13 protein-coding genes and 1 pseudogene are annotated in these 11684 nt (G+C 70.3%); 10 read left to right on the top strand and 4 right to left on the bottom strand.

Annotation, left to right across the window (positions count from 1 at the left end):
* Nucleotides 1-8 precede the first annotated feature (8 nt).
* Genes ACTWP8_RS12350 through ACTWP8_RS12335 form a run of 4 tightly spaced genes read left to right on the top strand, consistent with a single transcriptional unit; the run spans nucleotide 9 to nucleotide 3567 of the window.
* On the top strand, nucleotides 9-845 hold the full coding sequence (locus tag ACTWP8_RS12350) for a (Fe-S)-binding protein (protein ID WP_443322181.1): 837 nt from the start codon (nucleotides 9-11) through the stop codon (nucleotides 843-845).
* Nucleotides 842-2287, top strand: a complete 1446-nt coding sequence (locus ACTWP8_RS12345) for a lactate utilization protein B (RefSeq protein WP_443322180.1) — start codon at nucleotides 842-844, stop codon at nucleotides 2285-2287. The genes ACTWP8_RS12350 and ACTWP8_RS12345 overlap by 4 nt, the downstream gene beginning before the upstream one ends.
* Nucleotides 2284-3018, top strand: a complete 735-nt coding sequence (locus ACTWP8_RS12340; protein WP_443322179.1) for a LutC/YkgG family protein — start codon at nucleotides 2284-2286, stop codon at nucleotides 3016-3018. Before ACTWP8_RS12345 ends, ACTWP8_RS12340 begins: the two co-directional genes overlap by 4 nt.
* A 36-nt stretch (nucleotides 3019-3054) precedes the next feature.
* Complete coding sequence (locus ACTWP8_RS12335) at nucleotides 3055-3567, top strand: ATP-binding protein (RefSeq protein WP_443322178.1); 513 nt, start codon at nucleotides 3055-3057, stop codon at nucleotides 3565-3567.
* On the opposite strand, the gene ACTWP8_RS12330 is transcribed toward ACTWP8_RS12335, so the two are convergent.
* Nucleotides 3564-4397: a helix-turn-helix domain-containing protein gene (locus ACTWP8_RS12330; RefSeq protein WP_443322177.1), complete on the bottom strand. Its 834-nt coding sequence runs from the start codon at nucleotides 4395-4397 to the stop codon at nucleotides 3564-3566. The two genes, ACTWP8_RS12335 and ACTWP8_RS12330, sit on opposite strands and share 4 nt — an antisense overlap.
* Before the next feature lie 112 nt (nucleotides 4398-4509).
* Between ACTWP8_RS12330 and ACTWP8_RS12325 the strand changes: the two genes are divergently transcribed.
* From ACTWP8_RS12325 to ACTWP8_RS12315, 3 genes are all read left to right on the top strand, one after another.
* Nucleotides 4510-4944: a hypothetical protein gene (locus tag ACTWP8_RS12325; protein ID WP_443322176.1), complete on the top strand. Its 435-nt coding sequence runs from the start codon at nucleotides 4510-4512 to the stop codon at nucleotides 4942-4944.
* A 468-nt stretch (nucleotides 4945-5412) separates the two neighbouring features.
* Nucleotides 5413-5550: a putative ATP-grasp-modified RiPP gene (tgmA, locus tag ACTWP8_RS12320; protein ID WP_443322231.1), complete on the top strand. Its 138-nt coding sequence runs from the start codon at nucleotides 5413-5415 to the stop codon at nucleotides 5548-5550.
* Between the two features lie 187 nt (nucleotides 5551-5737).
* Complete coding sequence (locus ACTWP8_RS12315; RefSeq protein ID WP_443322230.1) at nucleotides 5738-6796, top strand: chitinase; 1059 nt, start codon at nucleotides 5738-5740, stop codon at nucleotides 6794-6796.
* Between the two features lie 368 nt (nucleotides 6797-7164).
* On the opposite strand, the gene ACTWP8_RS12310 is transcribed toward ACTWP8_RS12315, so the two are convergent.
* Nucleotides 7165-7608 (bottom strand): VOC family protein, encoded by a 444-nt coding sequence (locus ACTWP8_RS12310; protein ID WP_443322229.1) that lies wholly within the window; start codon nucleotides 7606-7608, stop codon nucleotides 7165-7167.
* A gap of 271 nt (nucleotides 7609-7879) precedes the next feature.
* Here ACTWP8_RS12310 and bla point away from each other — a divergent pair, with 271 nt between their 5' ends.
* The gene (bla, locus tag ACTWP8_RS12305; protein WP_443322175.1) at nucleotides 7880-8824 is read left to right on the top strand and encodes a class A beta-lactamase; all 945 of its coding nucleotides are present in this window, start codon (nucleotides 7880-7882) and stop codon (nucleotides 8822-8824) included.
* Nucleotides 8825-8939: 115 nt separating this feature from the next.
* Here the strand turns inward: bla and ACTWP8_RS12300 are convergent, their stop codons facing one another.
* Complete coding sequence (locus ACTWP8_RS12300) at nucleotides 8940-9812, bottom strand: alpha/beta fold hydrolase (RefSeq protein ID WP_443322174.1); 873 nt, start codon at nucleotides 9810-9812, stop codon at nucleotides 8940-8942.
* A gap of 103 nt (nucleotides 9813-9915) precedes the next feature.
* Between ACTWP8_RS12300 and ACTWP8_RS12295 the strand changes: the two genes are divergently transcribed.
* Nucleotides 9916-10344 carry a winged helix-turn-helix transcriptional regulator gene (locus ACTWP8_RS12295; RefSeq protein ID WP_443322173.1) on the top strand — a complete coding sequence of 143 codons (429 nt, stop codon included), beginning with the start codon at nucleotides 9916-9918 and terminating at the stop codon, nucleotides 10342-10344.
* A 107-nt stretch (nucleotides 10345-10451) separates the two neighbouring features.
* On the opposite strand, the gene ACTWP8_RS12290 is transcribed toward ACTWP8_RS12295, so the two are convergent.
* On the bottom strand, nucleotides 10452-11174 hold the full coding sequence (locus ACTWP8_RS12290) for a TetR/AcrR family transcriptional regulator (protein ID WP_443322172.1): 723 nt from the start codon (nucleotides 11172-11174) through the stop codon (nucleotides 10452-10454).
* A 306-nt stretch (nucleotides 11175-11480) separates the two neighbouring features.
* On the opposite strand from ACTWP8_RS12290, the pseudogene ACTWP8_RS12285 reads away from it, so the two are divergent.
* A pseudogene (locus ACTWP8_RS12285) lies at nucleotides 11481-11658 on the top strand (HAD family acid phosphatase); the annotation flags it as partial.
* Nucleotides 11659-11684: the final 26 nt, after the last annotated feature.

The raw sequence follows: 11684 nt of genomic DNA, 5'->3' as shown, positions 1-11684 counted from the left end.
GAGGAATCATGCGGATCGCGCTGTTCATCAGCTGCCTGGACGACACCCTCGCCCCGGCGACCGGCCGGGCGGTGGTCAGCCTGCTGGAACGGCTGGGCTGCGAGGTGGAGTTCCCGCAGGCCCAGACCTGCTGCGGGCAGATGCACTTCAACACGGGTTACGTACGGGAGTGCGTGCCGCTCGTACGGCGCTTCGCCGGTGCCTTCGCGGGCTACGACGCGGTGGTGACGCCTTCGGGGTCGTGCGCCGCCATGGTGCGCGAGTACCACGGGCGGGTGGCCGGCGCGGCGGACGACGACGGCCGGCTGTCCGCGGCGGTGAGCGCAGCGCCGAAGGTGTACGAGCTCTCCGAGTTCCTCGTCGACGTCCTGGGCGTGACCGATGTCGGGGCCCACTTCCCGCACCGGGTCACGTACCACCCGACGTGCCACGGGCTGCGCGCGCTCGGCATCGGCGACAGGCCCCTGGCGCTGCTGCGCGCGGTGCGCGGCATCGATCTGGTCGAGCTGCCCGCGGCCGAGCAGTGCTGCGGCTTCGGCGGCACCTTCGCTCTGAAGAACGCCGACACGTCGGTGGCGATGTGCGCGGACAAGGTGCGGCACGCGCTGGACACGGGAGCCGAGGTGCTGTGCGCGGGCGACAACTCCTGCCTGGTGCACATCGGCGGGATGCTCTCCCGGCTGCGCACGGGCGTCCGCACGGTGCACCTGGCCGAGATCCTCGCCTCCACCGAGTCCACGGCGTCCACCTCGTCCGCCGCTTCCAGCGAGTCGGTCCAGGTGGTGGGCAGGACGGGGCCGCCCCGTCCTGCCCAGTGCGGCGCGGAAGGGGTGAAGTCCGCATGAGCGGCCGGACGTTCCTCGGTATGCCGGCGTTCCCGGACGCGGCACGATCGGCTCTCGCCGACACGCAGCTGCGCAGCAATCTCGCCCACGCCACCGCCACCATCCGGGACAAGCGGGCGGAGGCCGTCGGCGAGCTGGACGACTGGCAGGAGCTGCGCGAGGCCGGGCGTGCCGTCAAGGAACGCACGCTGCGCCACCTGGACCGCTATCTGCTCCAGCTCGAGGAGCGGGTGACGGCCGCAGGCGGCCAGGTGCACTGGGCGCGCGACGGCGAGGAGGCGAGCCGGATCGTCGCCGACCTCGTCCGCGGCACGGGCGAGCGGGAGGTGGTCAAGGTCAAGTCGATGGCCACCCAAGAGATAGGCCTGAACGAGGCGCTGGCCGAGGCCGGCATCGCCGCGTACGAGACCGACCTGGCCGAGCTGATCGTCCAGCTCGGGCAGGACCTCCCCTCGCACATCCTGGTGCCGGCCATCCACCGCAACCGGGCGGAGATCAGGGAGATCTTCCTGCGCGCGATGGGGGAGTACGGCGCCGCCGCACCCGCCGGACTCAGTGACGATCCACGGGAGTTGGCCGAAGCGGCGCGGCGGCATCTGCGGGAGAAGTTCCTGCGGGCGAAGGTCGCCGTCTGCGGGGCCAACTTCCTGGTGGCCGAGACCGGCACCGCGGTGGTGGTGGAGTCGGAGGGCAACGGGCGGATGTGCCTCACGCTCCCCGAGACCCTCATCTCCGTCGTCGGCATCGAGAAGGTCGTGCCGACGTGGCAGGACCTGGAGGTCTTTCTGCAGCTCCTGCCCCGCTCCTCCACGGGCGAGCGGATGAACCCGTACACCTCGACCTGGACCGGGACTGCGGGCGGTGACGGTCCCCGCACCTTCCATCTGGTGCTGCTGGACGGCGGCCGGACGGACACCCTCGCCGACCCGGTCGGCCGCCAGGCGCTGAACTGCATCCGCTGCTCGGCCTGCCTGAATGTGTGCCCGGTGTACGAGCGGGTCGGCGGACACGCCTACGGGTCCGTCTATCCCGGCCCGATCGGCGCCATCCTCAGCCCGCAACTGCGGGGTGCGACGTCGCCGGTGGACCGCTCCCTGCCGTATGCGTCGAGCTTGTGCGGGGCCTGTTACGAGGTCTGCCCGGTCAAGATCAATATCCCGGAGGTGCTCGTCCATCTGCGGGCCCGGGTGGTGGACGGTGCCAGGCGGCGCCGGGTGCCGGGGCTCGAGCGGGCGGCGATGGCGGTGGCGGGCTGGGTGCTCTCCCGTCCGTCCCGGCTGGCGGCGGTACAGCGGGTGGGGGCCGTGGCCGGGCGGCTGCTGGGCGGGCGCCGGGGCGTACGCCGGTTGCCGGGGCCGCTGTCCGCCTGGACCGACGCCCGCGACGCCCCGCTCCCGGCCGAGGAGAGCTTCCGGGCCTGGTGGAGGAGGACACACTCGTGAACGCACGCACTGAAGTGCTGGACCGCATACGCCGCGCGCTGGCGGACGTACCGGAGGGCGAGCGCCCGGAGGACGTGCCGGTGGCCCGGCACTACTCCCGGGGCGGATCCCCGCCCACCGGGTCGCAGGCGGCGGTGAAGCTGCTGGCGGAACGGATGGCGGACTACGGGGCTGTGGTGCGGCTGGTGACCGCCGACGACGTGGCCGGGGGCGCCGAAGCGGTGGGGGCGGGCGTCGACAGCGCGGCCTCCGGCGGCTTTTTGGCCTCCGGCAGCGCGGCCTCCGGCGCAGTGGCCGCGGCCGTCGCGGAGGCTCTCGCCGCTCGCCGCGCGGGCTGCGTCGTCGTGCCCCACGGATTTCCGCCCGCGTGGCGGGCCGGGCTGCCCCCGGAGCGGGTGCTCAGCGACGATCCGCGGCTGCCCGTACGTGAACTCGACCGCGTCGACGGCACGGTGACGACGGTGGCCGCGGCCATCGCGGACACCGGAACGCTGGTCCTCGACGGCGGCCCCGGCCAGGGCCGGCGAGCCCTGACCCTGGTGCCCGACTACCACCTGTGCCTGATCCGGGCCGACCAGATCGTGGCCTCCGTGCCGGAGGCTCTGGCCCGGCTGGATCCCGCCCGGCCGCTGACTTTCGTCTCCGGCCCTTCGGCCACCAGCGACATCGAACTCGACCGGGTCGAAGGCGTGCACGGACCGCGCACGCTCGAGGCCCTGATCGTCGTCTGATGTCCGCGCGTGTCCTTATTTTTGCAGGGAGTTGCCATGACCGTCCTCGACCGATACCCGAGCCTCCCGCGGGCTGCGGTGCATGAGCGCACCGTCCCGCGTCCGGAGCACCCCAGCGCTATGGCGTTCTGCGCGCTGCCCGCCGAGGACTGGGCGGTGCACCGGGCCAGGTCCTTCGCCCGCGCACAGCTCATGGCGTGGCGGACGGGCGACGACCTGGCCGAGTCGGCGCGCATCATCGTCACGGAGTTCGTCACCAACGCCGTGCGGCACAGCGGTGCCGCCGACGTCAGCGTACGGCTGGCCCACGCCCCTCCGGAGGTGTGGATCGAGGTCTACGACGGCGGCCGGTGGCGGCCCGCTCCCGGCCCTTCCGTTCCGGGCCCTTCCGTTCCCGGCATGGACGTGGACGTGGACGCGGACCTCGCCGAGTGCGGCCGCGGCTTCCCCCTGGTGGACGCCCTGGCACGGCGGTACGGCGTCCACGTCACGCCCCACGGCACGTGCGCCTGGGCGCTGCTGGTGACACCCCCGGCAGCGCACGCCTAGCGCGCGTTTCCGGCCAGCTCCCTGAGGACGCGCTCGGTGAATGCGTCGAACGGGAAGAAGGACTCGATCGCCAGCTCGGACAGCGTGACGTCGGCTGGTGCGCCGAAGGTGGCGATCGTGCTGAACATCGACAGGTCGCCGTGCGGGGTGCGCAGCTGTAGCGGGACCACTACGTGAGGGGGCCGCCGCCCCTGCTCCGGCGCGGCCTCCACCCCGGCAGGGAGCTCGTACGCGGACACTTCCTCGTACAGCGCGCGCAGCTCCGCGTCGCCGGTGGCGTTGACCTGATGGAGCAGCCGGTCGAGCGCATGCGCGCGTACTTCAGCGAAGTTGATGCACCGCGAGCCCAGTCCCTCGGGGTGCAGCACCAGCCGCATGACGTTCGGCGGTTGCTGACGGCCGGGCTCCAGCAGGCCCGGTGGCGTGCTGTCGAGCAGCACGGACATCGCGCGGTTCACGGTCACCACGTTCCACCAGCGGTCGACCACGACCGCGGGGTACGGCTCGTGCCCGGCCAGGAGCAGGTCCAGCGCCGAGCGCACGGCCAGCATGTCCTCGCCGTCCAGGGAGCTCTCCCGGTACGCGGGTGCGTAACCGGCGGCCAGCAGCAGGCTGTTGCGCTCGCGCAGGGGGACGTCGAGGTGCTCGGCCAGCCGCAGCACCATCGCCCGGCTCGGCTGCGCGCGGCCGGTCTCCACGCACGACAGATGCCGTGTGGAGGTCTCGGCCCGCAGCGCCAGATCCAGCTGGCTGAACCGGCGGCGCTGTCGCCATTCGCGCAACAGCACGCCTATGCGGGGGAGTTGACCGGTGCCCGTGTCAGCGCTCATGCCGCCGAGAGTAGCCGCGCCACGGCGTACGGCCATGACCTCGGAGGTCATTGATGAGGTGACCGCGCCCCTGCCACCGTTCTGGCGAAACGACTGCGAGAAGGGGACAGGGATGACCACGCAGACCATGCCGGCAACGGCCCCCGTGGTGGACGGGGACGCAGCGCGGCTGCTCCGCACCGTGCTACGGATCGACAGCGCGAGCACGGCCGTCATGGCCGTCGTACTGATCGCCGCGAGCGGGGCACTCACCTCGCCCACCGGGATGCCGGTGGCGATGTCGGTCGGATTCGGGCTCTACCAGCTCGGCGGGGCGGCAGCGCTGGCCCTCATCGCCGGCTACCCCGCGATCCCGCGCGGCCTGGCCTGGACGGTGATCGCGGTGAATGCGCTCTCCTGCATCGGCTGCCTCGTCCTCGCGTTCGGGGATCTGGCGCCGCTGACCGGACTCGGCGTAGCGTTCCTGATCGTGGGAGCGGTGGTGGTCGCGGTCTTCGCCGAACTCGAGTTCATCGGCCTCAGGCGCATGGTGCGCGGCGGCACCTGACGCCGTACCCCCATGCGCGAGCGTACGTGCCTCACCGTGCGGAGTGGGTGGGCGCGCCGCTCCCAGGAGACCGGCTGCCTGGTTGCGGGCCCGGGCGCGGTGGAGCGTGAGGGCCATGACGAACTCCCCCAGCACACGGCCCGCATCCGCCGCACGCCGCGGCCCAGGGGGCGTCGGGCCGACCTGGTGCATGTGGGCTCCGTGGACGGCCACGTGCGACGGTACGCCGTCCCAACCATGAGGCCGGGCCTACGCCGCCTTTGCCGGAGATATCGTGCTTACGCGTCTCGAACTCCCCTGTGATGAAAGTGAGTTGACTCCGTATCCGTTTGTGAAGACCTTGTGTTCGATCGCAGGACACCTCTAACGTGCTCGGCGTTCGAGAGACGAACACCGCGTGGCCGGACCGCCGAATCCTGCCCCCGGCGCGCGGCAGCACGTCATCACCGCCGGGCAGGAGCGGGCGCGATTCCTTATGTCTATGAATCCACACGGCAGTTGAACGTCCTGCCCGACGGACGTCCGGCCATCAACGACCGCGCTCTGCTGCTGGCGACCGGTACCACCACGTCCACCGCCGGTTCCAAAACGCACTTCGACGACTGACCGTGACCTCGGACGGGTGTGGGCGGGTCAGTCCCCGCCTGTCGGCTGATACCGGCCTGCTGACCACGTCCTGGAGGCGACAACGCCCCGGGTTGGTCCAGACCTATTGACGATAGGTCTGGACCAACTTACGTTCAAAGCGTGTTACGCAGAATGCGGTCACCGGCATGCGAGGGAGCGCAGCATGATGGGTCGGACGGCACGTCTGCTGGTGGTCGGCCTGGCGATGGCTTTCGCCGTGCAGATGCCGGTCGCCGCGGCACCGAGTGCGCCGAGCGCACCGCGGGACGGAACCTGCGCGGTCAAGTCGAAGCCCTCGGGCAAGGTGCTCCAGGGGTACTGGGAGAACTGGGACGGCGCGGCGAACGGCGTTCACCCGCCGTTCGGATGGACTCCGATCACTGACACCCGTATCCGCGATCACGGCTACAACGTGATCAATGCGGCATTCCCGGTCATCCGCTCGGACGGCACCGTCCTGTGGGAGGACGGGATGGACGCGACGGTGAAGGTGGCGACCCCGGCCGAGATGTGCCAGGCCAAGGAGGCCGGTGCCACGATCCTGATGTCCATCGGCGGTGCGGCGGCCGGTATCGACCTCAGCTCCCGTACGGTCGCCGACCGCTTCATCGAGACCGTGGTCCCGATTCTCAAGACGTACAACTTCGACGGCATCGACATCGACATCGAGACCGGCCTCGTCGGCAGCGGCAGCATCAACGAGCTGTCGACCTCGCAGGCCAACCTCGTGCACATCATCGACGGCGTGCTCGCCCGGATGCCCCCGAACTTCGGCCTGACGATGGCGCCCGAGACGGCCTACGTCACCGGGGGCAGCGTGACATACGGCTCGATCTGGGGCGCCTACCTGCCGATCGTGAAGAAGTACGCCGACAACGGCCGGCTCTGGTGGCTGAACATGCAGTACTACAACGGCAGCATGTACGGGTGCTCCGGCGACTCGTACTCCGCCGGCACGGTCGAAGGGTTCACCGCGCAGACGGACTGCCTGAACAGGGGCCTGGTCGTCCAGGGCACCACGATCCGGGTTCCCTACGACAAGCAGGTCCCGGGATTGCCGGCGCAACCGGGCGCCGGGGGTGGCCACATGTCGCCCAACCTGGTGTCGCAGGCCTGGAACACCTACAACAACGGATTGAAGGGCCTGATGACCTGGTCGATCAACTGGGACGGGTCAAAGGGATGGACGTTCGGGGACAACGTCAAGGCTCTGCAGGGCCGCTGAAGCCGGAATTCCCGGAGTCGGTAAGTCGATCGCACCCCCCATGGGCGACGGGCGCCAAGGCTTATGCCGTGGCGCCCGTCGCCTTATGCCGGCGCCCATGCCGACCGGCATCCAGCCGTCCGCCCGGTCCACCACACGACGGGCAGCACGCGGCCTGAACGCGGGCAGGTAGACCGGGATGGGGCGGACCGGCTTGGGGCCGACCTCGGACGGATGCGTTCGAAGACCCACAGGCTGTCGTAGCCCGTCTCCTCCGCGGATCGTGCCGGCGCGGGGACGTCACGGCCGATGCTGAAACTGCCTTCCCTGCGGGAGAGCCAACCCGAGTTGGATCGACATTGCGCTCCTTCGCATACGGCCCAGCGCGCTCAGGTGTCGGTGCGAGCCAGGATGCCTTCGAGCAGCCCCGTCGCCTGGCCGACCTCGATGAGGTACCCGTCCGGATCACGCATGTAGCAGCGCAGTTCGGCACGGCGGTCAATGGGTGGGGTGAGGAATTGAGCACCCTTGGCGCTCGCCGCGGCATAGAAGCCGTGAATATCTGCCACCCGTACATTCAGAAAGCTGGACACGGTGTTGGGGTCATCGGGTGTCCGCAGGACGACATCGGGTTTGTCCTCGGTGGGGCCGCCGCCCGGGTTCATGATGATCCAGCTGTTGGCGACCTTGATGATGCACGGGTTCTCCTCCAGCACCACCTCTCCGCCCAGCACGTCGGCGTAGAACGCCCGCGAGCGAGGGACGTCGCTGACGGTGAGAAAGTGCGTGAGCACGAGGCCTTCGGTCGGTGCAGGAAGATCATTGGGATTCATGTGCTGCTCCAGATCGGGGGCCACCGCCGCCGCGGTCGGCGGCTTGCGCGATGGGTCGGCCGTTGACGAGTCTGCGTGAGCTGCGGTCACTGGGCGCGGTCGAGAGGGCTGGTTGAGTGAGAGGCGGAGCGTCGCTGCGGTCAGGTGATGGGCTGGGAGGCCTGCCAGGCGCGGAGGTGGACGTCGATGGCGTCGATCGGCCAGGGGTGGCGTGCCGTAGACAGCACCGACGTTGAACCAGTCGGCCTGTCGGGCCGTCTTGAACAACGTCATGACCCGTAGGAGAGAGAAGAGAGTCTTGGAGACCACAGGACCACGCCCGTCCCGCCGCGCGGTACTGGCCCTCGGCGCTGGGACAGCACTGACCGCCGCCTTGTCCACGGGCGGGAGGGCGTACGCTTCAGCGCCCTGCGGAGACGAGTTATCCAGGCAGTTGAAAGAGCTTGAGCAGGAGCACTCCGCCCGTCTGGGTGTGTTCGCCCGCAACACGGCCACGGGCAGAACGGTGCTGTACCGCGCGGACGAGCGGTTCCCGATGTGCTCGCTGTTCAAGACGCTCGCCGTCGCGGCCGTCCTGCGGGACCTCGACCGGGACGGCACGTTCCTGGCCAAGCGCATCCGGTACACCGAGAAGGACGTCACGGATTCCGGCCACGCCCCGATCACCGGCAAGCCCGAGAACCTCGCCAACGGCATGACCGTCGGGGAACTGTGCGCCGCCACCATCTGCTACAGCGACAATGCCGCGGCGAACCTCCTCCTCCGCGAGCTGGGAGGACCGACCGCCGTCACGCGCTTCTGCCGCTCGATCGGGGACGGGACAACCCGGCTCGACCGCTGGGAGCCCGAACTGAACTCCGCGGAACCGTGGCGGATGACCGACACGACCAGCCCCCGAGCCATCGGCCAGACCTACGCGCGCCTCACTCTCCGCGACGCGCTCACACCCCAGGACCGGGGGCAGCTGACCGAGTGGCTGCTGGCCAACACGACCAGCGTCGAGCGCTTCCGTGCCGGCCTTCCCGCCGACTGGACCCTCGCCGACAAGACCGGCGGCGGGGAGTACGGGACCAACAACGACGTAGGCATCACGTGGCCTCCGGACCGGTCACCGATCGTGCTGGCCGTCCTGACGACCAAACACGAACCGGACGCACCGGCCGACAACCCACTGGTCGCCAAGACCGCCGCACTGCTGGCGACAGCACTCACCTGACGCGATCGACCAGCGGCGTACCGGGGCGTCACCCCGGCACTCCTGCGCCGGCCGGCGTCCGATCAGTCGATTTCGGAAAGTGAGGAATGGAGAAGCAGGGAATTGATGGCGCGGGTCAAGCGGCGAGAAACGGCCGCACCAGGCTGAGCAGCGCTTCGGGACGGTGGAGCGGAATGATGTGCCCGCAGTCCTCGAGGACATGGCCGACGATGTCGTCGGCCACAGGCCGGAGTTGCCGTTCGAGCGCCGCACCGACCGGGCGGGCGCCGATGGCCATGGTGGGCACGGTGAGCCGGCCCGGATCGACGGCGTCCTGGATCTGTTGTGCGCTGGTGGGCAGTGCGCGGTAGTACGAGAAGGCGCAGCGCAGGGCCTCGCTTCCGGTGTAGGCGCGGACGAAGGCCTCCCGGAGGGCGGGGCGCACACCTCGTCCGAGGGTGCCGGATTCGAGGAACCAGTCGACGTACTGCGCTTCATGGCCGGTCAGGACGGACTCGGCCAGGCCGGGTACCGCGTGGAAGCCGAACCACCACGGCGCCCCGCCCGCGAGGAACCCTTCGGCGCCCGGCAGCCTGCCCAGGAGCGACTCCATGACCACCAGTCGTCGGACGAGGTCGGGGCGGCGCATGGCGAGCAGGAATGCCGGCGGGGTGCCCGCGTCGATGCCGACCACGGCAGCGGAGGTCACGCCGAGGGCGTCCAGGAGGGCTTCGGCGTCGGTGGCGAGGGTCCCGGCGTCGTAGCCGTCCGCCGCCCGCGTGCTCGCGCCGAAGCCCCGCAGATCCGGAGCGATCACCCGGTGCTGCCCGGCCAGCCCGTCCAGGACCTCGGTCCACAGCTGCCAGGTGTGCGGAAAACCGTGCAACAGCAGAACGGCCGGCCCCTCACCGGCCAGGGCCACATTGAGTTCGACCCCGTTGGCCGCGATACGGCGGAGCTCGACCCCGGACGCGTGACGGCGCGGGGCCTGGGGCGGAGTGAGGGGCACAACGACCTCCTGCTTTTGCGGTTACCAATGGTGACAGCAAAACGATAGGTAACTACGGTGGAGGCGCCAAGACCGCACTTCTGCCACAGGTGGTGAGCCGCAGGTGACCTCCCGAACGGCGCGAGCGCCCAAGCGTGCCCGCGGAGACCTGTTCGACCCGCAGTGCCCGACCCGTCGACTGCTCGACCGGATCGGTACGAAATGGACCTCGATGGCGATCAAGGTGCTGGCGGAGGCGTCCCCGGAGGAGGTCCGCTTCGCTGAGCTCCAGCGCCGGATGCCCGGCGTCTCGCAGAAGATGCTCTCCGTCACGCTGCGAGGCCTGGCGCGGGACGGCTTGGTCGACCGCCGGGTGGAGCCGACCGTGCCCCCGCGCGTGTACTACCGGCTCACCGGCCTCGGGCTGTCACTGGAAGGTCCGCTGGCCATGGTCCGGGCCTGGGCCGAGGAACACATGGCCGAGATCGACCGCGCCAACCAGCTCAGCCAGGAGCACGCTGCGGACAGCCCTGCGCGAGACCCACGCCGCTGAAGCCGCCATCAGCCAGGCCGCCGACACCCTCCACGCCATTCCGCACAAGGCGTGACACCGCCCGCCCTGCGCCCCGGCCCGCGCGGCCGCTGTGGTCAGCCGGGTCGTTATGCCGGCGGCTGGCTGCCGGACAGCTGCATGGAGTCGGCGATCGACTCCACTTCGACGGCGAGCAGGGTGGCGGCGCGGTGGCCCATCCCGTCGAACTGCCCCTGCACTTCGAGACTGACGATGCCGTGCAGCCGGGCCCACACGATGATCGTGCCGGCGAGCGCGGTGGCTGCGTCGGCCTCCGGCGCGTAGTCATGGACCCACGCGGCGGCGGTCGGCGTCCGGGAGAGCCACTGCTCCAGTTCGGCCCGGAGTCCTTCGGCCGCGGGCCAGCACTGTCCGTGTGCCAGCACGGTCAGGAACGGGCCGAGCACCGCTCTGGCGTCCTCGACCGTCTCAGCAGGCGCCTGGTACGTGGGTGACGGTGTCCCCGCCAGCAGTTGGTAGAGGTGGGGCGCCTTCACCGCCCACTCCCGGTAGGCGGCGGCCAGGGCGTGAAGCCGCTCGCGCGGCGAGCCGGCGGCAGTCGCCCTCGCCGCTCTCCGTACGGCGGCGGCTGCGTCGTCGTAAGCGTCGCGGATCAGCTCGGTGAGAAGGTCGTCGCGGCTTCCGAAGTACTTGTAAAGGGCCGGCCCGGTCATGCCCAGTGTCCTGGCGATGGCGTTGAGGCTGAGCGCTCCGGCACCGCCGGTGCCCATCTGGGCCAGCGCCGCCTGCTTGATCTCGTTGCGCACCTGGTTCCGGTAGCGCTGCCGTGGTGTGTCCCGGCCGGTCGGCATGGGCGATCAACCTCTCCTGCGCTGGAAGCCCAAAGGGTTACACCCTATAGCCAAAGTTTTCCATAGGCCCAACGGTGTGCGGGTCTCCGGAAGCTCCCGCGGCCCGGCCGACACCCCAAGGCCGTCGAGGAGTGGCCGGAGAGAAGTCTCGACTACCCGGCGGTAGGGGAACGTTCCATTCCGTCCATCGTTGAACGCGAACATGTCAGCGGCCCCCAACCGTTGCGCGTGTCGCTCCGGTCGTCGCCCTGCCGGGCGCGGCCGCGGCGTCGGCCTCGCAGGCCGCACCCGGCGCCCGGGCCGTCGCGTGATCTGCCCGATCTCTTCGACGAGGTCAGCGCGTACAAGACCGCCAAGCGCGCGGAGATCGAGGCGAGGGGCTGCACGATCATCGCCGGCATCGGGAACAGCCCCGGCGACCTGGTCGGGGGTTCATGTGGAGCGGACCTTCAAACTGCCCGACTACGACGGCACGTTGTCGTGACGCCATTGAGCGCTCCTTCACAGCAG

Origin of the sequence: Streptomyces sp. 7N604, from assembly GCF_052245475.1 — a bacterium.
GTDB lineage: Bacteria > Actinomycetota > Actinomycetes > Streptomycetales > Streptomycetaceae > Streptomyces.
This window is presented reverse-complemented; position numbering and strand designations above follow the sequence as displayed.

Coding starts and splice junctions, on each gene's coding strand:
- ACTWP8_RS12335 (WP_443322178.1), top strand. CDS start 3,055: ATGACCGTCCTCGACCGATACCCGAGCCTCCCGCGGGCTGCGGTGCAT.
- ACTWP8_RS12350 (WP_443322181.1), top strand. CDS start 9: ATGCGGATCGCGCTGTTCATCAGCTGCCTGGACGACACCCTCGCCCCG.
- ACTWP8_RS12345 (WP_443322180.1), top strand. CDS start 842: ATGAGCGGCCGGACGTTCCTCGGTATGCCGGCGTTCCCGGACGCGGCA.
- ACTWP8_RS12290 (WP_443322172.1), bottom strand. CDS start 11,174: ATGCCGACCGGCCGGGACACACCACGGCAGCGCTACCGGAACCAGGTG.
- ACTWP8_RS12315 (WP_443322230.1), top strand. CDS start 5,738: ATGGGTCGGACGGCACGTCTGCTGGTGGTCGGCCTGGCGATGGCTTTC.
- ACTWP8_RS12325 (WP_443322176.1), top strand. CDS start 4,510: ATGACCACGCAGACCATGCCGGCAACGGCCCCCGTGGTGGACGGGGAC.
- ACTWP8_RS12310 (WP_443322229.1), bottom strand. CDS start 7,608: ATGAATCCCAATGATCTTCCTGCACCGACCGAAGGCCTCGTGCTCACG.
- bla (WP_443322175.1), top strand. CDS start 7,880: ATGACCCGTAGGAGAGAGAAGAGAGTCTTGGAGACCACAGGACCACGC.
- ACTWP8_RS12330 (WP_443322177.1), bottom strand. CDS start 4,397: ATGAGCGCTGACACGGGCACCGGTCAACTCCCCCGCATAGGCGTGCTG.